Origin of the sequence: Vibrio sp. qd031, assembly GCF_002100145.1 — a bacterium.
In the GTDB taxonomy this organism is placed as follows: domain Bacteria; phylum Pseudomonadota; class Gammaproteobacteria; order Enterobacterales; family Vibrionaceae; genus Vibrio.
Genome location: NZ_JXQD01000024.1, coordinates 580,074 through 602,916 on the forward strand (window position 1 = coordinate 580,074; position 22,843 = coordinate 602,916).

Genomic DNA, 22,843 nt, shown 5'->3' on the forward strand with positions numbered 1-22,843 from the left:
CGATAGAATGTGCTTAAATCGCTTCTTCGTCTTCTTCGCCAGTACGAATACGAACAACTCGTTCAACGTCTGTTACGAAAATTTTGCCATCACCAATCTTACCGGTTTGAGCCGTTTCGATAATAGTATCCACACACTGCTCAACTGAGTCTTGGTTGACAACAATTTCAAGCTTCACTTTAGGCAGAAAATCCACCATGTACTCAGCGCCGCGGTACAGTTCGGTGTGCCCTTTTTGACGTCCAAAGCCTTTCACTTCGGTCACAGTCATACCCGTAATGCCTACTTCAGCTAGAGCTTCGCGTACATCGTCAAGCTTAAATGGCTTTATAATCGCTTCAATTTTTTTCATTGGTTACTCGTCTAATGGTTATTTAAGGCTTGCGTAGTACGCCGCCAAGTTTTCAATGTCTGTATCGTTTAGCAACGAAGCTTGTGCCTGCATAACTGCGGCCAATCCACCCGTACGCTGCTTCTGTTTGTAGGCTTTGAGAGAAGAGACAAGATAGGCCTCATTTTGACCTTTAATATTTGGGTAACCGGCAATGACCGCAATACCATCAGCGCCGTGACAGGCAGCACATATCGCTGATTTGGCTTTTCCCGCTTCAATATCTGCGGCAAACGTCACTTGTGAAGTAAGCGCTAAAGTTGCTGCAATAACTAATAACTTTTTCATAGCTTCCATACCTTTAGATGTCTATTAGAATAATTATTACACGATAGTGTGCCACGACTAGTGCTCTTTTTTCCACATAACTTTGTAACCCGTGCCACAAAATCGTTGATCCGTAAATAGCCCTGCGACGGCTATGACGGTTAGTTGCTGCAATACTATAGGGTATCGTTGCCGCAACCATGGTGGAACAGAGTACTCTTGCCAAAGTTTTTTAAGTTTGCGTGAACCACTTCGCCCAACAGGCTTGGCTTTAAGCCCTGCGGAGTTATACGACACAGTTAATCCACTCAGATCAGAGCTATCACTAATATTGCCCACCCAAAAACAGTGATCCTCGATGAGAGTATCATCTGAGAACACCCCAATAGTCCCTTGTTGTGCTGGAAGCTCCACCCAAGTCTCTAAAGGCAATGGTTGCTGCCAATCAGACAGCTCAGGCAGGCTATCGACAATATAGAGCGCATTTTGAAAACGACGAAGCTGCCCATTTTCGAGCTCTACAATTGGGGTTGCATCCGCCTTAGCACTCAACACTTGATTGAGAATCTGATTGAGAATTTTTTGCGAAGGCATCAGCCGCCCTCTCTCTGCAAACCACATACGCACAAGCCTTTTTTGCGTCAAACACGACTGCTCAAGCAATGGAGCAATTAACAGCGCATCATTGTGCAGACAATGCTGGTAGATAGGCGTAAGCAACTCGGTAAGCAGTTGTTCTTGCTCGGCACAGAGGGCAGTACTTTTAATGACCTGCTGGGTCACTTGTGGCCAACGCTGCTTGATGCTAGGGATAATATCGTGTCGCAGAAAGTTACGGTCAAAACGAGTATCGGTATTGCTTTCATCTTCAACCCACTCTAATTCAAGCGAGGTGGCGTAATCATACAGTTCGTTGCGATCGCACCCCAAGAGTGGACGCAGCAGAACACCATCATGAAATATACGACTCATCGCCATTGAAGACAGCCCCTTTGGACCACTGCCTCGTTTCAATGCCAATAAAAAGGTTTCAAATTGGTCGTCTGCATGATGGCCGGTCAGTAAAAGTGTTCGTTTATCGATGTACTGAGCCAACGCCTGATATCGAGCGTCTCTGGCTTGCTGCTCAAGGCTAAGCCTTGAACCGAACTCAACCGTTACCTTTTCGCATACAAACTCTATCGACAGCGCTTCGCACCACGCTTTACATTGTTGAGCCCACACATCAGCATTTTCACTGAGCCCGTGGTGCACATGAATGGCTTGTATCTCCCATTCAGGGAGCACATTATTGTGGCGCTGAGTATCACGCAGCGTCGCAAGCAACTGTAATAGAACTCGAGAATCTAGACCACCACTTAACCCCAATACTAGACGGTTGTGCGATGCACGAAATGGTTCAAGTTGTGACGCAAGCGTGGAGAGCAAGTGTGTCAAGTTGTCCCTCTTCAATGACAAAAAGCGAGCTAATTAGCTCGCTCTGAAAGTAGTTGCTATAGATTAGCAGTAACCGTAGTTCATTAATCGCTGATAGCGACGATCTTGTAACTGCTCAACATCAAGACCATCGAGGTCTTCAAGTTGCTTTAACAGCGTCTGTTTAATGTTTTCTGCAACCGCAGGGTAATCACGGTGCGCGCCACCCAGTGGCTCTTCGATCACCGAATCAATCAACTCTAGATCTTTTAGCTTCGACGCCACAAGGCCCATTGCTTCAGCAGCTTGCGGAGCTTTAGCTGAATCACGCCATAAGATGGATGCACACCCTTCTGGTGAGATTACTGAATATGTTGAGTACTGCAGCATATTGACGTAGTCACCAACACCGATAGCCAAAGCACCCCCTGATCCGCCTTCACCGACCACGTTACAAATAACAGGCACTTTCAGACCCGCCATTACTTTTAGGTTGGTTGCGATAGCTTCTGATTGGCCACGCTCTTCTGCACCAACGCCCGGGTAAGCACCCGCAGTATCAATAAAGGTAATGATTGGCATGTTAAAGCGCTCAGCCATTTTCATTAAGCGCAACGCTTTACGGTAGCCTTCTGGTTTTGGGCTACCAAAATTACGCTTCACTTTATCTTTCGTATCCCGACCTTTTTGATGGCCAATCACCATCACTGGACGACCTTCCAGTCGTGCCATACCTGCAACAATGGACTTGTCGTCAGCAAATGCACGATCCCCTGCGAGCTCATCAAACTCGGTAAAGATAAGATCCAAGTAATCCAGGGTATAAGGACGTTGCGGGTGACGAGCCAGTTGCGCAACTTGCCACGCACCTAAATCGCCAAAAATTTTCTTTTTAAGCTCTAAACTTTTCTTCTCGAGTTGTTTGATCTCTTTGTCCAGATCAACACCGTCTTCAACACCACGGCTTGAAACATCGCGTAGGGCTTCTATTTTTGCTTCCAATTCTTCAATCGGTTTTTCAAACTCTAGAAAGTTTAAACTCATCTAGGGATCCTTACTTATCAGCTTTGGCATTAAGCCAAAGATCAGTTAAATTCCAGCTCAACTTGGTGTTTACCCAGCAGCTGTTGCAATTCGTCTATTAAGTCATCGTTTGGCGTTACTCGCCATTCTACCCCTAACGACAATTTGGCTCTAGCCTCTTGCCGTTGGTAGTAAACATGTATTGGCACCACACCACCACGGTGGGGCTCTAATATCTGAGTAAAACGTTCAAAGAATCGTTGATCAATTTGCGACTCTTGAATCGATACCGATAGGCCACGGGCAAATTTCTCTCTTGCTTGACCTAAGTCCATGACTTCGCGGGCGGACATTTTAAGGCCACCGTTAAAATCATCAAAGCTGACCTGTCCCGATACCACCAATATTTTGTCTTTTTCGAGAAGTTCAGCGTATTTATCTAATGCATCTGAGAATAGCATAACTTCCATTCTTCCGGAGCGATCATCTAGGGTCAAGATCCCAATTCGATTGCCTCGCTTGGTCGTCATCACCTTAGCAGCGATCACCAGACCGGCTAAGGTTACACTCTGATCGCGTCGCGTTGGGGTGGCTGCATTCAAGCGACAACTGGTGTATTTGGTTAATTCTGTCAAATAAGCATTGATCGGGTGGCCTGTTAAATATAGCCCTAACGTCTCCCTCTCGCCCTCAAGCCATACCTTTTCAGGCCAAGGATCTGCTTGCGTATATTTTTGTTCAACTTCCGAGTGAGTATCAGTTAATACGCCAAACATATCCGCCTGACCAAAAGCTTCTGCTTGATGATGTTGGCCTGCGGCCTTAACTGCATCGTCAACCGACGCCATCATCGCAGCGCGGTGGGGCCCTAAGCGGTCCAGTGCACCGGCTTGGATCAGTTTCTCGATAACGCGTTTGTTTACTTTTTTGGTGTCTATTCGCGCACAAAAATCGAAGAGGTCTTTAAAGTAGCCGTCTTTATCTCGAGCTTCAATGATGTTTTCAATCGGGCCTTCACCCACCCCTTTGATCGCACCAATGCCGTACACGATGGCACCTTCTTCATCCACATTAAAGCGATACACGCCGGCGTTAATGTCCGGTGGCAGCACCTTAAGCTTCATCCGGTGACATTCGTCGACCAACCCGACCACTTTTTCGGTGTTATCCATATCGGCGGTCATTACCGCAGCCATAAATTCTGCCGGGTAGTGCGTTTTGAGCCACAGCGTCTGATAAGAAACGAGCGCATAGGCTGCTGAGTGCGATTTGTTAAATCCGTATCCGGCAAACTTTTCCACCAAATCGAAGATTTTCATCGCCAGTTCGCCATCAACCCCGTTATTTTCGGCACCTTCACGGAAAATACTGCGCTGCTTGGCCATCTCTTCAGGCTTCTTCTTACCCATCGCTCGACGCAGCATATCAGCGCCGCCAAGGGTATAGCCTGCGAGAACCTGTGCTATTTGCATTACCTGCTCTTGATACAGGATGATGCCATAAGTCGGCTCTAGAATTTCCTGCAGCGAGTCATGCTGCCACTTTTCGTCCGGGTAGGAAATGGCTTCTCGACCGTGCTTGCGGTCAATGAAGTTATCTACCATGCCTGATTGCAATGGACCCGGTCTAAACAGCGCAACCAATGCGATGATGTCCTCAAAACAGTCAGGCTGAAGACGTTTAATCAGGTCTTTCATACCACGAGATTCAAGCTGGAATACCGCGGTTGTTTCCGAGTTTTTAAGGGTTGTGAATGACGGCGGATCGATAAGGTTGATCGATTCGATTCGAACTGGCTCTTTACCTTGCTTTTCCAAACGAGGGTTAATAAGCCCTAATGCCCAATCGATAATGGTTAGCGTTCGAAGCCCCAAGAAGTCGAACTTAACCAGTCCTGCGGTTTCAACATCGTTTTTATCAAACTGAGTGACTGGAAAGTTGCCATCTGCATCGGCGTAAATAGGGGCAAAATCGGTGATCGTCGTGGGTGAGATAACCACCCCGCCGGCGTGCTTACCCGCATTTCGAGTACAGCCTTCCAGCTTACGACACATATCAATGAGATCACGAACTTCATCATCGGCTTCGTAAATTTCAGGAAGTTGTGGCTCGGCGTCAAACGCTTTTGCTAGCGTCATACCTGGATCGGGCGGGATAAGCTTTGAAATACGGTCTACAAAGCCGTAAGGGTGCCCCAGCACGCGGCCTACGTCTCGAATTACCGCTTTGGCCGCCATCGTACCAAAGGTTATGATTTGCGATACAGCGTCACGGCCATACATCTCGGCAACGTGATCGATCACCTGGTCGCGTTTATCCATGCAAAAATCGACATCGAAATCGGGCATCGATACACGCTCAGGGTTTAAGAATCGTTCAAAAAGCAGGTCGTATTCCAATGGATCGAGGTCGGTAATATCCAGTGCATAGGCAACTAACGACCCCGCACCCGAGCCTCGCCCTGGGCCAACTGGCACTGCGTTGTCTTTTGACCATTGGATAAACTCCATAACGATCAAGAAGTAACCAGGGAAGCCCATGTCATTGATAACTTTAAGCTCGATCTCTAGGCGTTCATCGTATTCTGGTCGACGCTTGGCTCGCACCTCTTCATTGGGGAATAAAAACGCCAGACGTCGCTCCAACCCTTCTTGAGACTTTTTAACCAAAAAGTCTTCAATCTTCATCCCTTCCGTTGGGAAGTTTGGTAGGAAATACTCACCCAAGCGCACGGTCACGTTACAGCGTTTGGCGATTTCTACGGAGTTTTGCAACGCTTCAGGAATGTCTTGAAACAGCTCCACCATCTCTTCTTCAGAACGCAGATATTGTTGATTACTGTAGAGTTTTGGTCGACGTGGGTCTTCGAGTGTATATCCATCATGGATCGCTACACGGATTTCATGAGCGTCGAAATCGTCGGTCGATAAAAAGACCACTTGGTTGGTGGCCACAACCGGCAAGTCACGCTCTGCAGCCAGTTCAAGGGCAAAATGTAAATAACTCTCTTCGTCTACTCTACCAGTACGTGTCAGTTCCAAGTAAAAGCGATCAGCAAAATGTTGCTGATAGAAATCGACGCATTGGTTCGCTAAGTCTGAGTTGCCTTTTAATAGAGCTTTACCTACTTCACCGTCTTTGGCACCAGAAAGAACGATAAGGCCCTGGTTATATTTAGCAAGCCACTCTTTATCTATGACGGGGCTATGCTGTACGTGACCACGTAAATACGCCTCAGAAATGAGTAACGTAAGGTTGTTGTAGCCCTTATTGTCAGACGCAAGCACAGTGATGTGAGTCAGCTCCTCACCCAACTCGTCGGACTGCATTAAGAAGTCGGCACCAATGATCGGCTTGATACCATTGTTGTGCGCGGCGTTGTAGTACTTCACCAATCCACATAAATTGGTGAAGTCGGTTAATGCCATGGCAGGCATACCCAATTCAGCGACTTTTTTAACAATAGGCGGTACTTTTGACACACCATCAATCATTGAAAAGTCACTGTGAACTCTTAAGTGAACAAACTTTGGATTAGACATTACAGATTCAGTCCTCAATTCCTAAAACGCGCTTCACCGGTTTAAAACTCTTGCGATACTGCTCAATCACACCAAACTCTTGGATAGCGGCGAAGTGCGCTTTGGTTGGATACCCTTTGTGCTGGGCAAAGCCAAACTGAGGATACTGTTTATCAAGCTCTTGCATGTCATTGTCACGGGCCACTTTCGCTATTATAGAGGCGGCGCTAATTTCAGGGACTCGTAAGTCTCCTTTGACCACGGCAATGGCGTCCATGGTCAATTCGGGCGTACGATTGCCGTCAATTAACGCAAGATTTGGAGTGGTGGAAAGTCCATTGATCGCACGCTGCATCGCCACCATAGTAGCTTGCAAGATATTGAGCTGGTCTATTTCTTGTGGGGTGCATCGACCGATGCACCACGCCAACGCTCGTTCTTTAATTAACGGCTCTAAAGCTAACCGTTTTTTCTCACTCAATTTTTTTGAGTCTGTCAGTCCTGGAATGGGGTTGTTAGGATCTAAGATTACTGCTGCGGTCACCACATCGCCAACAAGCGGGCCCCTGCCCACTTCATCAACGCCAGCAATGAAGGTATACCCACTAGGGTAATCAAACGGCTCGAGCTCTACAGCTTTGCTCATGACTTATTCTCTCTATCGATCAGCCTTAAAACAGCTTGCGCCGATTGCACATCGGCATCTTTACGAATCATGTGATGCAACCTAGTGAACTCTTCGACCATAGGTTTCGACTCATCACCCAGAAGTCGAGTGACTTCTGCGCTGAGGTTATCGGGATTGCACTCTTCCAGTAAATACTCTTTGACCAACTCTCGATCGGATAAAATATTGGGTAGCGACACAAACTTACTTTTAACCAAGCGCTTAAGTAACCACGCGGTGACTGGATTAACGATATAGCCGACAACCATCGGACGCTTAATTAGCATACACTCTAATGCCACGGTGCCAGAGGCCAGCATCACCACATCACTTGCGGTCATAACATCGGTAGCGGTGTCATTAACCAGCGTAAACTCTAGCTCTGGAGCAAATTCTCGCCACGCTTTCTCAAATTGCTGACGCCTTTTATCATTAACCAGTGCCACAACGAACCCCAACTCTGGATCGTCGGCGTGTAACTGTTTGCAGGTTTTAATAAAGGGTTCGCACAACTTTTCGAGCTCGGCACCACGGCTACCAGGCAATACAGCAAGGTAGCGCTTTTCACTGTCTAGGCCAAGTTTTACGCGCGCTGCTTGTTTATCCGAGTGCATTGGAATGGCGTCCGCCAACGTGTGCCCCACAAACTCACAAGGCACATCAAACTTGTCGTAAAAAGCCTTTTCGAACGGAAGTAAAGCCAAAACCAAGTTGGTTGCTTTGGCAATGCCGTGGATGCGACCTTGTCGCCACGCCCAGACGGAGGGGCTCACATAATGAACCGTCTTAATTCCCGCATCTTTAAGATCGCGCTCTAAACGCAGATTGAAGTCTGGTGCATCAATGCCAACAAACACGTCGGGTGGATTAGCAATAAATTCATCGACTAACCCTTTTTTGACTTTTAAAAGTCGTGGCAAGCGACCTAATACTTCGACCAACCCCATGACCGAAAGCTCTTCCATGTCAAACAGAGAGCGGCAACCCAATGCATTCATTTTTGGCCCACCGATACCGACGAACTCGGCATGGGGATGCTCGGCCAAAATAGCCTTGATAAAACCTTCGCCTAACGTATCACCAGAAAGCTCGCCAGCGACAATACCAATTCTAAGTGGCGATGTTTTTTGTCCTGTTTCCATGAAAAATGCTACCTAATTAACGACAAAAAGATCGCATTAAAGCGATCTTTTTAGCTTAACTCAATTCCCAACTATTAACGAATAATGCCACGTTCAGTTGTGTCGAGCATATCAATAAATCGCTGTATCGATGGTGTCTCTTTAGCCATCTCAATCAACACTGGGCGAGTTTCCGTCAAGGTGTTTCCTGAGCGATAAATCTCTTTGTACGCTTTAAACAACGTACGAATCTCGGCTTTTTCAAACCCATTACGTTGTAAACCCACTTTATTGAGTCCAAACGGTGTCGCGTGGTTACCTTGCGCCAATACGTACGGTGGAACGTCTTGTACAACCGCGCTGCACCCGCCAACATACGCGTAGGCACCAACAGTACAAAATGGGTGGATCGCCGACAGTGCCATTACCCCAGCGTAATCGCCAACGGTCACGTGGCCGCCCAGTATCGCGTTATTACCTATATGAGTATGGTTACCCACAATCACATCGTGAGCGATATGAGCGTTAACACACAATAGATTGTCGTTACCAATCACTGTTTCATACTTGTCTTGTGTGGTGCCGCGATGAATCTGCGCACTCTCACGAATGACGTTGCGGTCACCGATGATCACTTTCGTATCTTCGCCACCGTATTTTTTATCTTGGTTTTCTTCACCAATCACGGCCTGTGGGAAAATACGGTTGTCTTTACCAATAATAGTGTGGCCTTTGATTACCACGTGAGACATCACTTCTGTACCTTCACCAATGACAATATTGCCCGAGATGTAGGTAAATGGACCAACGGTTACGTTAGCTTCGAGAGTGACATCACCTTCAATCACCGCTGAAGGGTGAACGCTTGCTGATGGATGGATCATATTAGAATTCTCGACGAGCACATTTTAATTCGGCGTCACACACGACAACGCCATCCACTTTTGCAACTCCGGTAAACGCTGCGATACCACGGCGTTCTTTAAGCAGCTTCACTTCAATCACCAGTTGGTCGCCAGGGCCTACCGGCTTCCGGAACTTCGCGTTATCAACGCTCGCAAAGTAGTACAGCTCATTCTCACTGGGTGCGCCGTAGGTTTTAAATGCAAGTAGACCTGTCGCTTGCGCCATAGCTTCAAGCATTAAAACGCCGGGAAACACTGGCATTTGTGGGAAGTGACCTGTGAACTGAGGCTCGTTAAACGTGACATTTTTGAGTGCTACTAAATACTCACCCTCTTTATAATCCGTTACTCTGTCGATCAATAGAAATGGGTAACGGTGTGGCAAAAGAGATTGGATTTCCATGATATCCATCGTTTTATTTTCAGTAGTCAAAATCAAATTCCTGCTAAGTAAATTATTCTTGTCTAAGGGTATTATACATTAAAAAGGCTCGCCTATAGCGAGCCTAGAGTTACCTGCTATAGCCCTTCTTTAGAAGAGTCCTGCTGTTCAAGCAGTTTCTCAACTGTTTTTAGACGTTTGTTCATCTCATCGATACGATGCACTCGGGTCGCAGTTTTACGCCACTCGGCATTTTTTTGCAGAGGAATCCCTGAAGAGTACACGCCTTTTTCTTTGATGCTACGCATCACCATGCCCATACCCGTGATGGTCACTTGGTCTACGATTTCAATATGACCGTTGATGACTGTCGCACCACCAATAATGCAGTACTTCCCTACGGTCGTACTTCCCGCTATGGTCGTTGCTCCCGCGATTGCGGTGCCGTAACCAATGTGAACGTTATGGGCTATCTGAATCAAATTATCGAGGATGACGTTATCTTCGACAACCGTGTTACCAATCGCACCACGGTCAATACACGCGCTAGCACCAATTTCGACGCGGTTACCGATGATCACAGAGCCAGTTTGTGGGATCTTAATCCACTCACCTTGCTCGTTTGCATAACCAAAACCATCGGATCCAATGGTTGTCTGACTTTGCACTAAACAGCGCTCACCAATCTGTACATCATGGTATACCGCAACATTGGACCACAACTGTGTGCCTTCGCCAATCGATGCATTCTTGCCAATAAAACAGTTGGCACCAATTACAACATTGTCTGCTAGGCGAGCACCCGTTTCAATTACGGCATTAGCACCAACACTGACGTTATTGCCCAAAATAGCACTGTCACTAATGACCGCACTAGGAGCAATACCCGTTGCGGCTTTAGGAGTCTTATCCAGTTTTTGTGCCACTTTTGCGTACGCGACATAAGGGTCGTCTACGACAATCGCATTTGCACTACAATGCTCTGCGTCCGCTTGTTTGACTAACACGCAGGTCGCATTGCATTGTGCAAGATGCTTGCGATATTTTGGATTAGTTAAGAAACTAATGTCGCCAGGCTGCGCTTTATCCATCGCTTGAAACTGAGAAACAGTGGCGGCAGAGTCACCTATCAGTGTCCCCCCAGCAATGTCAGCAACTTGTTGTAGCGTTAAGGTGATCATAAGACTCCAGTTAACCGTTACTTAATTTTGTTAATGACTGCGTCGGTTAGATCAAGCTCTGGCTTAGCGTATTGTAGAGCTTGAGCATCGATGATCATGTCAAAACCTTCTTCAGTAGCGACCACTTCGATGGTTTTTTGGATCTCTCTAAATAGCTCTTGCTTCTCTTCGGCTTCACGCTGCTTACCATCACGCTCAAACGATTGACGTTTCAGTTTGTATTCAGCTTCTAGGGTCGCTACTTCAATTTGTAGAGCACGCATACCCTCTTCACCAAGAAGTTCGCCATCACGACGAGCTTGCTCCATTTTGGTTTTGATTTTAGCTTCTAGAGCTTGGATTTCAGCGGACTTGTCTTTAAACTCCTCTTGCAGCTCCTGCAAAGCAGTTTCACGTTTAGGGTGCATTTGGAAGATTTTCGCTGTATTTACATAGCCAATCTTCTGTGCGGCTTGCGCAACATTAGCGACAACGGCAGTGCTTGCCAGAACAAGGCTAAGACTTAGCGCTTTTACTGTTTTGTTCAAAATCATTTCCTCTAGTTGTTAGAAGGTTCTTCCAATTGTGAAGGTGAAAAACTCGTCATCATCACCTTCGTAAATTTTTATCGGTGTCGCAAATGAGAACACCAAAGGTCCCATTGGAGACATCCACTGCACTGCGGCACCAAATGATGCACGGAATGCGCTTGGATCCGAGTAATCATAGTAATACTTGTAACCCGGCGAACCGCTGTCCATATCGACATACAGGAATTCGGTATCCCACACACTCGCCATATCGACGTACAAGCTAGAACGCAATTGGTTCTTAAAGCCCTCTGAAACAAACGGAGTCGGCACAATTAACTCAATACTACCGAGCGCCGTTGCGTTACCACCCACCGACTTGTCCGTGGCGTTGTAGTCAGGGTTATTCCCTTTACCCTCGTCATAGACGGCTTTAGGGCCTGCGGTATTCGATCTAAAGCCACGAAGCGTGGTAAAACCACCTGCATAAAAGTTCTCATAGAACGGGAACAAGTTATCGTTGCCATCGGTGCTACCATAACCGTTACCATACCCTAAACGTCCACGAAGCAAGAGCGCAAAATTGTGAGACTCGGTCAGCGGGAAGTACTGGCGAACGTCATATTGCATCTTGAAGTACTGCACGTCCGAGCCAGGTGTTGTCATCTTATAGTAAGCTCTTTGGTGGTTACCGGCCGTTGGGAACGTACCTCGGTTAAGATTATTTCGTGTCCATGAAACCGAAAATTCGAAGTCGCTAACAACTAACGCGCCATCACTATCAACGTTATTGGCTTGCGATTGCAGAAATCGTTCAATCTGAACATACTGGTCAACGTTCGACAAGCGGTTGTGAGCATAACCCACTCCCAACTCGAAGAAGTTGAGCTCATTGAATGGGAAACCCCAGGTAAGAGTGGCGCCGTAGCTTTCGTTGGTGTAGTCAACAATACCCGCTTCAGAGGCCTCAAATTCATTGTAATAAAGCTTACCACCGAGGCTTACGCCATCGAGGTTCCAATAAGGATCGCGATAGTCGAGGCTAACGTTCTTCTGGTAATCGTTCATCATTGCCGAAATACCAACTCGGTCACCACTTCCTAGGAAGTTATCCTGTTGCAAACCCAGCTGGAAACTGATGCCCGATTCGGTACCATAGCCCACACCGAAGTTTACACTGCCAGAGTTTGCCTCTTTAACTCTGTAAACAATGTCTACCTGATCATCGCTTCCTGGGACTCGAACCGTACTCACATCCACGGTCTCAAAGAAGCCCAAACGGTTAAGACGCGCTTTACCGGTTTCAATTGATTGCGAGTTAAGCCAACTGCCTTCCATTTGACGCATTTCACGACGAAGCACTTCATCTTTGGTCGAGTTGTTGCCCACAAAACGAATATCACGAACATAAATTCGTTTACCTGAAGTGACGTTTACAACGAGAGAAACTTCGTTGTTTTCATCATCGAACTCTGGAATGGTTCGTACTTCAGGGTACGCGTAACCTGATGCACCAAGTAATCGCTTAATGCCTTCTTCCATCGCGGTAACTTCTGTTCCGCTATAGATGTCGCCTTCATCCAAGGTTACAAGACTACGAAATTCTTCTGTTTTACCTATCAACTCTCCACGGAATTGCACGTCTTTGACCGTGTATACATCGCCTTCTTCAAGTGATAGCGTAATGTAGACCCCTTTTTTATCAGGAGAGATGGCCACTTGCGTTGAGTCGACTTTAAATTTCAAATAGCCGCGATCGTAGTAGTACGACTTTAGCGATTCGATGTCAGCGGCCAGTACCTGTTTCTGGTACTTATCATCAGCAAGAAAGTTCCACCAAGGCACATCCACGTTTAGGTTAAATCGAGAAAGCAGCTGTGAATCAGCGAAGACTTCATTGCCGATAAAGTTGATCTGTTTGATCTTTGCGGAGACACCTTCAGCGAATACGAACTTTAAGTCAGAACGATTTCGAGGCAGTGGCGTTATTACCGCTTGCACCGATGCATTGTATTTACCGACACTGTAGTAAAAGTCCTCTAAGCCTTTTTCGATATTACTTAGAGTGGTGCGGTCCAACGCCTCACCAACTCGCACACCTGACGCATCGAGGTTTTGCTGCAATTGGGCGTCTTGGAGTGCTTTATTTCCGCTAAACGAAATACTCGCAATGGTGGGCCTTTCTTTAACCTGCACCACCAATGTATCACCGTCGCGCAATACGCCCACGTCTTCATAGTTACCCGATGCGTACAATGAGCGAATCGTCTCCGCCACATCGCCTTCACCTAAAGTATCACCTACTCGTACAGGAATTTTAAGCAGCGCCGCACCCAGTGCAACTCGCTGCAAACCTTCAATACGAATATCGTCGACGACAAAACTATCGCTGCCGTAAGCTACTGTGCTGAGCAATACGCTCGAAGCCAGCAATAAGTCCTTAAACTTCATAAATTCCGTTGTATTTCCATGCTGCGCTTATTTCTATAAGCGCATAAAGTCATTAAAAATAGCCACTGTCATAAGTGCGAGCAGCAATGCTCCACCAATTCGATATCCAACCTCTTGCACCTTCTCTGGTACAGGGCGTCTGATCACGGCTTCAATAGCAAAAAACAATAAGTGACCGCCATCTAAAACAGGCAGCGGAAGTAAGTTAATAATACCTAAGTTAACGCTTATCAGCGCTAAAAACATTAAAAAGTGAACCAGTCCATAATCGGCAGTCGCTCCAGCGCCTTTTGCGATTGAAATCGGCCCGCTTAAATTCTCTATACCGACATGTCCAACCACCAGTTTTTTCAACATGCTGAGCGTTAAGTCCACCAACTGATAAGACTTATTGACCGCCTCACCAATGGCAGCAAATGGGCCAAATTTCATGTCAAAGCGATAGTTCTCTGGCCAAGGTTCTGATGTTGGCATAATACCAACATAACCAATAGTTTGCTCCTCAATGACTCGAGCATTCGGGGTCAGAGTCAACGTGATCGGGTTTCCATCACGAATAATATCGATTGGCATTGGTGTCGATGGATTATTGCGAATAGTCTCTGCAATGGTTTCCCATTCCGTCATTGGTTGACTATTGAGACCAATGATTAGATCACCTTCCTGCATACCAGCGGCTTCTGCCGCGCCACCTTCAATTACCTGGCTCACAGCATTGATGATTTCTGGACGATAAGGGACGATCCCTATTGTCCGTATCGCCGACTCCTTTTCTGGGTCAAATTGCCATTGGCGAATGTCTAATGTGGTTTGACGTTCTAATCCAGAATTATCCACTGGGGCATAAGTGACCGACATTTGGTCTAACCCAATGTGTGAGATGAGTTGCATGTTCACCGACTGCCAATCAGGTGTTTTGATTCCATCGATGGAAGTTAGTTCCATTGAACGTTCAATTCCCGCTTGTTCTGCAATCGAATTTGGAACTAGATCACCAATTACTGGTTTAACACTTGGTACGCCAATCATTAGTACTAACCAGTACGCAACAATTGCAAACAAAAAGTTAAACATCGGCCCGGCGGCTACAATAGCACTGCGTTTCCACAAAGGTTTGTGGTCAAACGCCTGGTTTTTTTGTTCGTCAGTCAATTCGTCAACACGGCCATCGAGCATTTTGACAAAGCCGCCTAACGGAATCAGTGCAATAGTATATTCAGTTCCCTGCTTGTCGGTACGCGACCAGATAGACTTACCAAAGCCAATAGAGAACTTGTGGACCTTCACGCCACAACGGCGTGCTACCCAAAAATGCCCAAACTCATGCACTGCGACCAAAATGCCCAGCGCAACGACAAAAGAGGCGAAATTCCATAAAAACCCACTCATATCACACCACCTTTACCACGTGTTCTTGGGCCAGTTTTCGCACCATTTCATCGAGCGAAAGTAAACTGTCTAGATCATTTAACTGATGTGCAGATTGCGTTGCACATACCGCTTCGACAACCGACTGATTGACACGAGCAATATCGGTAAAGCCAATTTTTCGATTTAAAAACGCATCCACCGCAACTTCGTTACAGGCGTTCAGCGTTGTCGTGGCATGCTGCCCTTCAAAGCACGCATCTATTGCCAGTTGCAAACATGGATAACGTGAAAAGTCGGGGGTTAAAAAGGTCAGTTCACCCACCTGAGTAAAGTCTAGCGCAGATACTGTAGAAGGGGTTCGATTTGGGTAAGCCAAGGTATGTGCAATGGGTGTACACATGTCTGGTTCGCCCATTTGCGCAATAACAGAACCATCCACATATTGAACCATAGAATGAATCACAGATTGAGGGTGAATAATCACATCCAATTGAGATTTATCTGCGGAAAATAGCCATTTAGCCTCGATATACTCAAGCCCTTTATTCATCATAGTTGCCGAATCAACCGAGATTTTTGGCCCCATAGACCAATTAGGGTGAGCGATTGCTTGCTCAGGTGTCACTGTCGACAATGCTTCGACATCACTATAACGAAAAGGTCCACCGGAGCCCGTCAGTAAAATTTTTGACACGCCGGACGCCTGTAAATCACAGCGGCCAATTTTCGATTGAGCATCAACAGGCAAGCTTTGAAATATGGCATTGTGCTCGCTGTCTACAGGCAAAATTTGTGCGCCTGTTTTAGAGGCAACATCTATCAATAACTGCCCCGACATCACCAAAGATTCTTTATTGGCCAATAAAATCTGTTTACCCGCTTTCGCTGCCGCCATGGTTGAAAGCAAACCAGCCCCACCCACAATCGCGGCCATAACGGCATCGACTTCTGGATGCTGAGCGACATCGCACAGTCCTGCTTGTCCGCTCAATACCGAGGTAGAAAGGTTTAGCGACGCAAGTTTAATGGTTAGCTGTTCTGCAGCTTGCTGATCATGCATTACTGCAAAACGAGGCGTCCATTGACGACACAAGCTCACCATTGCCTCAACATTGGTTGCCGCAGCCAGTGCAAAAACTTGATATTCGCTAGGGTTCGCTTGAATAACTTTTAGAGTGCTGCTACCGATTGACCCGGTCGCGCCCAAAATGGCAATCTGCTTCATGGTCGACTCAATATCGGTTGATTATGCGAGTAAAAAATAGCACAACGTAAATACAGGAAACGCTGCCATCAAACTGTCAATGCGGTCCAATACTCCACCATGCCCAGGGATTAAATTGCTGCTGTCTTTGATATTGGCAACACGCTTAAACATGCTCTCAACCAAATCACCCATCACCGAGATAACGACTGTAGCCAATATAATCACCATCATGGCAGGTGTGCTAGAGAAATCGAGGGACAGCAGGTCGGCAAAAATAAAGCCAACGATGATCGCGGCAATGATGCCCCCCACTAAACCTTCAATGGTTTTGTTGGGGCTCACGCGTGGTGCCAGTTTATGTTTACCTAGGCTCTTTCCGGCAAAGTAGGCGCCACTATCAGCACTCCATACAAGCAGGCAGACAAACAGGACCATCTTGGCGCCATAATATGCGTTCACATCGTAATCAATAGCTCGCAGTACCGCCACGCTCCAAAGAAATGGCATAAGAGAAATTAGGCCAAAAATGCCTTTAAGTAACGGAGAATCTTGCCAATGCCTTGCAGAGGATGGGTAGGTTATGGTCAAGAGGCTCGCGATGAGCCACCAAATAACACCACTTAAGATGAAGCTAAAGCTACTTTGTCCAAATGCTCCTAATTCATAGGGCTGCATTGGCATTATCGCTACACAGGCAAGCGCACCTGCCAATAAAAAGAATAAGCTTTTGTTGCGAGATTTTGGTGTCACAAACTGCGACCACTCCCATAAAGAGAGTCCAACAACACCCAGCAACATCAATACAAAGTAGAAAAAGGGTAACAAGAAAATTCCAGCTATGATGAGAGGCGCAAGAATAAGCGCGGTAATAATGCGTTGTTTCACGTATTAGAATCCTTTTTCTATGGTCATAAGGGCTTTTACTTGTTCGCCAGTACAACCAAAGCGACGTTCTCGGTTAACAAACCAACTCACGGCTTCAATTAGGGCATCTTCATCAAAGTCAGGCCAATGGCATGAGCAAAAATAGAGTTCTGCATAGGCCATTTGCCACAGCATGAAGTTGCTTATTCTCGACTCACCGCTAGTGCGGATCATAAGATCCACTTCAGGTAAATCGCTTAAGCTCATGTGTTTAGATAACAGTGCTTCGTCAATTTCTTCGACGCTGACTTCACCCGTTTCTATTTGTTTAGCTATGCGTTTGGTCGCTTGAGCGATGTCCCACTTGCCACCGTAATTAGCCGCAACGTTGACTTGCATGCCTTTGTTGTTTTCAGTGATCGCTTCTGCTTCTGCAATCTTGTCTTGTAATCGTTGACTAAACGCACTGATGTCACCGATCACTTTTAACTTCAAATCATTCTTATGAAGTCGTTTAACTTCATTGGTTAACGCGACCATAAACAGTTCCATCAGTAAGTTGACTTCTTCTTCTGGTCGTCGCCAATTTTCACTACTAAACGCAAACAAGGTCACAGCTTTTACGCCCAAACGAGCTGCAGTGCGAATGGTTCGTCTAACTGATTTCACTCCGGCTCTGTGCCCAAACACACGCGGCTTGCCTTTGGATTTGGCCCAACGACCGTTGCCATCCATGATGACAGCAATGTGTTGAGGCAGCTGCTGTGATGATAATGCTGTGTCTGACATAAGGTTTTGGTTAGAAAATTTTAGCTGTGGATAATAACACAAAAACGCTGCCTGTAAGAGGCAGCGTTATACTCAGGTGCAAACATTTGCGCTTTGGTTGCTCAATTGAGAAGCACCCAGTCCGTATCGGTCAACAATCGGCCATAATCATCAGGTTATCTTACCAATCAGAGAGAGAAAGCTTACACTTCCATCAACTCTTTTTCTTTCGCCGCTAAGACTTCGTCTACTTTTTTAACCGCTGCGTCAGTCAACTTTTGGATCTCATCCTGACCTTTACGATCTTCATCTTCAGAGATTTCTTTGTCTTTAAGCAGAGCCTTAAGGTCGCCATTTGCATCACGACGAATGTTGCGAATCGCAACACGACCACCTTCAGCTTCACCGCGAACGATCTTAACTAGGTCTTTACGACGCTCTTCAGTCAGTGGAGGCAGTGGAACTCGGATAACGGTTCCTGCAGACATTGGGTTTAGGCCCAAATCAGATTGAAGGATCGCTTTTTCTACTTTAGGAGCGAGTTCTTTGTCGAATACCGTAATGGCTAGTGTACGGGCATCTTCTGCAACAACGTTAGCCACCTGGTTTAGTGGAGTCGGTGCTCCGTAGTACTCAACAGACAAGCCAGACAATAGGCTTGGGTGCGCACGACCAGTGCGGACTTTTGATAAGCTATTTTTTAGCGCTTCAACACTTTTTTCCATGCGCTCTTGCGCGTCAGTTTTGATTTCGTTAATCACGAGTTCACCTTAAGTTCAAAAATTAGTCTGCGTATTAAGCTTTAGCGCTGCTCGCTGATGCTTGTTCGCTAATCAGTGTGCCTTCCTGCTCGCCCATAACAACACGGCGAAGTGCACCAGGTTTGTTCATATTGAAAACACGGATAGGCATGTTGTGGTCTCTTGCTAGAGTGAATGCTGCAAGATCCATAACTTTAAGCTCTCTATCCAAAACCTCTGTGAAAGAAAGCTTACCATACAATTCGGCGTCTGGGTTAGCAACTGGATCAGCATTAAACACACCATCCACCTTCGTGGCTTTTAGCACTAAGTCGGCTTCAATTTCAATGCCACGTAAGCAGGCTGCAGAGTCGGTAGTAAAGAATGGGTTGCCAGTACCAGCAGAGAAGATAACCACACGACCTTGACGCAATTCACGAATAGCATCCGCCCAGTTATAATCGTCACATACACCTTTAAGTGGAATCGCCGACATAACGCGAGCGTTCACATAGGCGCGATGCAGTGCGTCACGCATAGCAAGGCCGTTCATGACGGTAGCCAGCATACCCATGTGGTCACCCACAACGCGGTTCATACCCGCTTCGGCAAGACCTGCGCCACGGAAAAGGTTACCACCGCCGATGACCACACCCACTTGTACGCCTAACTCCACTAGCTCTTTAACCTCTTGAGCCATACGATCCAATACAGCTGGATCAATACCAAACCCTTCTTCGCCTTGCAGAGCTTCGCCACTTAGCTTTAACAAAATACGTTGATACGCTGGTTTTGGACTTGTAGTCATGGAGATACCTTTTTTAAGTAAAAGTCATATTAACGGTCAGGAATAACAGCGCGCCTATTTTAAGCAAATTGGCTTAATTTGACGCTCTTATTCGTCACAGTTAATCGATGACATAGCTCAATAAAATAATAGGCCGTTCATAAAAAGACCGCAGCATAGCCACGGTCTTTTTAATGACGAATTCAAAAAGAATTAACCTTTTTGAGCCGCTGCTACTTCGTCTGCGAAGCTCATTTCTTCGCCTTTATCGATACCTTCACCTACTTCTAGGCGGATAAAGGTAGATACAGAAGCACCACGCTCTTTTAGGATGTCACCTACAGATTTCTTAGGCTCCATCACGAACGGTTGACCAGTTAGAGAGATTTCGCCAGTGAATTTCTTCATGCGGCCGATAACCATTTTCTCTGCGATTTCAGCTGGTTTGCCTTCGTTCATTGCGATTTCAACTTGAACCGCTTTTTCTTTTTCTACAACGTCTGCTGGTACGTCTTCTGGGTTAACGAACTCAGGACGAGAAGCAGCAACGTGCATAGCAACGTGCTTAAGTGTTTCAGCATCGCCTTCACCTGCAACAACAACACCGATTTTCTCACCGTGACGGTAAGAAGCGATAGCAGTACCTTCAACGTACTCTACGCGACGGATGTTTACGTTCTCGCCGATTTTAGCAACAAGAAGAACACGCTCTTCTTCAAATTTAGCTTTAAGCTCTTCAGCAGTTGCTTTAGTCGCTAGTGCGTCATTCGCTACTTTCTCTGCGAATGCAGTGAAGTTTTCGTCTTTCGCTACGAAGTCAGTTTGACAGTTCACTTCAACAAGTGCAGCAACACCGTTTTCTTCTTTGATGATGATTGCGCCTTCAGCAGCTACGTTGCCTGCTTTCTTAGCAGCTTTAGCAGCACCAGACTTACGCATGTTCTCGATCGCTAGCTCAACGTCACCGTTAGTTTCAGTTAGAGCTTTTTTACAATCCATCATACCTGCGCCAGTACGGTCGCGCAGTTCTTTAACTAGAGCAGCAGTAACAGCCATTCTCTATTCCTCAGTTGATTCTAATTTGGGTAAAAATCAGGGGCCATTTTACTGGCCCCTTAGCATACTAGCACTTAGTTTGACTTATGCAGACCGAACTCAAAAGGAGAAGGTCAGCGCAAACTAAGAAAGGGCTACTGCCGCTATTATTCAGCTTCTTCTACGAAACCGTCTTTTTCAGAAGCAACAACAACGTCTTGGTTACGACCTTCGTTTACAGAAGTTGCCGCAGCGTTAAGGTACAGCTGTACCGCACGGATTGCGTCATCGTTACCAGGGATGATGAAGTCAATGCCATCTGGATCAGAGTTAGTATCAACAACAGCGTAAACTGGGATACCTAGGTTGTTAGCTTCTTTAACAGCGATGTGCTCGTGGTCTGCGTCGATCACGAATAGCGCGTCAGGTAGACCGCCCATGTCTTTGATACCACCAAGAGATTTCTCTAGCTTCTCCATTTCGCGAGTACGCATTAGAGCTTCTTTCTTAGTTAGCTTTTCAAAAGTGCCGTCTTGAGCCTGAGCTTCAAGTTCTTTAAGACGCTTGATAGACTGACGAACAGTTTTGTAGTTTGTAAGCATACCACCCAACCAACGGTTGTTTACGTAGTATTGGTTGCTTGCAATAGCCGCTTCTTTAACAGCTTCAGACGCAGCGCGCTTAGTACCTACAAAAAGAACTTTACCTTTTTTCTCACCGACTTTGCCTAGCTCAGCTAGTGCTTCGTTGAACATTGGTACAGTTTTTTCTAGGTTAATGATATGAACCTTGTTACGAGCACCAAAGATGAATGGCTTCATTTTTGGGTTCCAGTAACGAGTTTGGTGACCGAAGTGAACACCAGCTTTTAGCATATCGCGCATTGATACGTTTGCCATTTTAAATTCCTCTATGGGGTTAGGCCTCCACATTCCCCGTAACACCGACCTTATTTCAGGCACCCCGGATTACGTGACGAAATGTGTGTGAGTTTAATAAAAATTTAATTTTGAAATCATCTGCTAACGCCGCAGTGCAAAACTGGATGGAGATAACAGTACAATTTCTGGCGCGCTTTATACCATATTCAGCCGGAAAATCACAGTTTTTATCGAAAATTACTGCCTTGGTTTAAGTCAACTAAGCCTAAACCTAACCCATAGTGAACCTCTTTGGAGTGAGTCGCCTAGATACACAAATTGCACAGTTCTTGATATAGTAGTGCCAACGAAACGAGAATTAGTTACAAACCTATGTCTATAAAGATAAAAACTGAAGCAGAAATCGAACGTATGCGTATTGCTGGTAAGCTCGCTGCCGACGTACTGGAAATGATTGGCCCCCACGTGAAGGCGGGGGTCACTACAGAAGAATTGGACCGCATTTGCCACGAGTTTACCCTCGCGAATGGCGCTTACCCTGCTCCGCTCAATTACGGAGGTTTCCCTAAATCCATCTGTACATCAATTAATCATATCGTTTGTCACGGTATCCCTGCCAGCGTGGACGAAATGGGCACAACAGGCAAAAGCAAGCCTGCTGTCCTGAAAGATGGCGATATCGTCAACATCGACATTACCGTGATCATCCCTGATGAAGACGGCGTTGACTTAACCGAGCGTCCAAAAGGGTATCACGGAGACACATCAAAAATGTTCTTTGTTGGTGAAGTGAGCCCTGCGGATAAACGCCTCTGTCTTGTGGCCCAAGAAAGTCTTTACTTAGCGATGAAGAAAGTGAAGCCGGGTGCGACAGTTGGTGAGATAGGCACAGCCATCGAAAAATACATCAAAGAAAACAACAAAAAGAACCCTCGGACTAAGTTCTCTATTGTGAAAGATTTCTGTGGTCACGGCATTGGCAATGAGTTCCATGAAGAGCCGCAAGTCGTGCACTATAAAAACAATGACCGCCGCATTCTAAAAGAAGGCATGTGCTTCACTATTGAGCCCATGATTAACGCGGGTAAATTTGGGTGTAGCATCGATTCGGAAGATGACTGGACAGTGTACACCGGAGACGGCAAAAACTCAGCTCAGTGGGAACATACCATTCTCGTGACCGCGACCGGTTGTGAAGTACTAACATTGCGCAGTGATGAAACGATACCTCGCATCATGAATAACGCTTAGGTTATTCAATTTATCACCACATGTTCGGACGCACTATTGTAGCGAATAGCCTTGTAAAATAGTGCGTCTAGTGGTCTTTTCAAAATTATCCACCAAAGATTAACC

At 46.3% G+C, this 22,843-nt stretch carries 21 protein-coding genes; 1 reads left to right on the forward strand and 20 read right to left on the reverse strand.

The genetic code is table 11. The features are described 5' to 3' along the window. Nucleotides 1–13: 13 nt before the first annotated feature. The 20 genes from glnB to rpsB all read right to left on the reverse strand — a co-directional run bounded on the left by glnB (nt 14) and on the right by rpsB (nt 21,505). The gene (gene glnB / locus ST37_RS11450; RefSeq protein WP_084886360.1) at nt 14–352 is read right to left on the reverse strand and encodes a nitrogen regulatory protein P-II; all 339 of its coding nucleotides are present in this window, start codon (nt 350–352) and stop codon (nt 14–16) included. Between the two features lie 18 nt (nt 353–370). Further along, nucleotides 371–679 carry a cytochrome c gene (locus ST37_RS11455; RefSeq protein ID WP_084886362.1) on the reverse strand — a complete coding sequence of 103 codons (309 nt, stop codon included), beginning with the start codon at nt 677–679 and terminating at the stop codon, nt 371–373. A gap of 57 nt (nt 680–736) precedes the next feature. After that, on the reverse strand, nt 737–2,095 hold the full coding sequence (tilS, locus tag ST37_RS11460) for a tRNA lysidine(34) synthetase TilS (RefSeq protein WP_084886365.1): 1,359 nt from the start codon (nt 2,093–2,095) through the stop codon (nt 737–739). Between the two features lie 63 nt (nt 2,096–2,158). Next, nucleotides 2,159–3,118, reverse strand: coding sequence for an acetyl-CoA carboxylase carboxyl transferase subunit alpha (gene accA / locus ST37_RS11465; protein WP_084886367.1), 960 nt, complete (start codon nt 3,116–3,118; stop codon nt 2,159–2,161). 41 nt (nt 3,119–3,159) lie between these two features. Then, nucleotides 3,160–6,639 carry a DNA polymerase III subunit alpha gene (gene dnaE, locus ST37_RS11470; RefSeq protein ID WP_084886369.1) on the reverse strand — a complete coding sequence of 1,160 codons (3,480 nt, stop codon included), beginning with the start codon at nt 6,637–6,639 and terminating at the stop codon, nt 3,160–3,162. Between the two features lie 7 nt (nt 6,640–6,646). Then, complete coding sequence (gene rnhB, locus ST37_RS11475; RefSeq protein ID WP_084886372.1) at nt 6,647–7,264, reverse strand: ribonuclease HII; 618 nt, start codon at nt 7,262–7,264, stop codon at nt 6,647–6,649. Beyond that, nucleotides 7,261–8,427: a lipid-A-disaccharide synthase gene (gene lpxB, locus ST37_RS11480; protein WP_084886374.1), complete on the reverse strand. Its 1,167-nt coding sequence runs from the start codon at nt 8,425–8,427 to the stop codon at nt 7,261–7,263. The genes rnhB and lpxB overlap by 4 nt, the downstream gene beginning before the upstream one ends. Before the next feature lie 74 nt (nt 8,428–8,501). After that, on the reverse strand, nt 8,502–9,290 hold the full coding sequence (lpxA, locus tag ST37_RS11485) for an acyl-ACP--UDP-N-acetylglucosamine O-acyltransferase (protein WP_084886377.1): 789 nt from the start codon (nt 9,288–9,290) through the stop codon (nt 8,502–8,504). 1 nt (nt 9,291) lies between these two features. Further along, nucleotides 9,292–9,744: a 3-hydroxyacyl-ACP dehydratase FabZ gene (gene fabZ / locus ST37_RS11490; RefSeq protein WP_084886380.1), complete on the reverse strand. Its 453-nt coding sequence runs from the start codon at nt 9,742–9,744 to the stop codon at nt 9,292–9,294. Nucleotides 9,745–9,830: 86 nt separating this feature from the next. Beyond that, nucleotides 9,831–10,874, reverse strand: a complete 1,044-nt coding sequence (lpxD, locus tag ST37_RS11495; RefSeq protein WP_084886382.1) for a UDP-3-O-(3-hydroxymyristoyl)glucosamine N-acyltransferase — start codon at nt 10,872–10,874, stop codon at nt 9,831–9,833. A 17-nt stretch (nt 10,875–10,891) separates the two neighbouring features. Then, nucleotides 10,892–11,401, reverse strand: coding sequence for an OmpH family outer membrane protein (locus ST37_RS11500; RefSeq protein WP_084886678.1), 510 nt, complete (start codon nt 11,399–11,401; stop codon nt 10,892–10,894). An 18-nt stretch (nt 11,402–11,419) separates the two neighbouring features. Beyond that, nucleotides 11,420–13,834 (reverse strand): outer membrane protein assembly factor BamA, encoded by a 2,415-nt coding sequence (gene bamA, locus ST37_RS11505; protein ID WP_084886385.1) that lies wholly within the window; start codon nt 13,832–13,834, stop codon nt 11,420–11,422. A 33-nt stretch (nt 13,835–13,867) separates the two neighbouring features. Continuing rightward, a complete protein-coding gene (gene rseP, locus ST37_RS11510; protein ID WP_084886389.1) occupies nt 13,868–15,223 on the reverse strand; it encodes a sigma E protease regulator RseP in 1,356 nt (451 codons plus the stop codon). Nucleotide 15,224: 1 nt separating this feature from the next. Further along, nucleotides 15,225–16,430, reverse strand: coding sequence for a 1-deoxy-D-xylulose-5-phosphate reductoisomerase (gene ispC / locus ST37_RS11515; protein ID WP_084886391.1), 1,206 nt, complete (start codon nt 16,428–16,430; stop codon nt 15,225–15,227). 21 nt (nt 16,431–16,451) lie between these two features. After that, a complete protein-coding gene (locus ST37_RS11520) occupies nt 16,452–17,297 on the reverse strand; it encodes a phosphatidate cytidylyltransferase (RefSeq protein WP_084886394.1) in 846 nt (281 codons plus the stop codon). 3 nt (nt 17,298–17,300) lie between these two features. Beyond that, nucleotides 17,301–18,065 (reverse strand): polyprenyl diphosphate synthase, encoded by a 765-nt coding sequence (uppS, locus tag ST37_RS11525; RefSeq protein WP_084886680.1) that lies wholly within the window; start codon nt 18,063–18,065, stop codon nt 17,301–17,303. A 182-nt stretch (nt 18,066–18,247) separates the two neighbouring features. Next, nucleotides 18,248–18,805: a ribosome recycling factor gene (gene frr, locus ST37_RS11530; protein WP_084886396.1), complete on the reverse strand. Its 558-nt coding sequence runs from the start codon at nt 18,803–18,805 to the stop codon at nt 18,248–18,250. A 34-nt stretch (nt 18,806–18,839) separates the two neighbouring features. Continuing rightward, the gene (gene pyrH, locus ST37_RS11535) at nt 18,840–19,592 is read right to left on the reverse strand and encodes a UMP kinase (protein WP_084886398.1); all 753 of its coding nucleotides are present in this window, start codon (nt 19,590–19,592) and stop codon (nt 18,840–18,842) included. Between the two features lie 192 nt (nt 19,593–19,784). Continuing rightward, the gene (gene tsf / locus ST37_RS11540; RefSeq protein WP_084886400.1) at nt 19,785–20,627 is read right to left on the reverse strand and encodes a translation elongation factor Ts; all 843 of its coding nucleotides are present in this window, start codon (nt 20,625–20,627) and stop codon (nt 19,785–19,787) included. A gap of 146 nt (nt 20,628–20,773) precedes the next feature. Further along, nucleotides 20,774–21,505, reverse strand: coding sequence for a 30S ribosomal protein S2 (gene rpsB / locus ST37_RS11545; RefSeq protein WP_143698188.1), 732 nt, complete (start codon nt 21,503–21,505; stop codon nt 20,774–20,776). A 354-nt stretch (nt 21,506–21,859) separates the two neighbouring features. Between rpsB and map the strand changes: the two genes are divergently transcribed. Then, nucleotides 21,860–22,738 carry a type I methionyl aminopeptidase gene (gene map, locus ST37_RS11550; protein ID WP_084886405.1) on the forward strand — a complete coding sequence of 293 codons (879 nt, stop codon included), beginning with the start codon at nt 21,860–21,862 and terminating at the stop codon, nt 22,736–22,738. Nucleotides 22,739–22,843 lie beyond the last annotated feature (105 nt).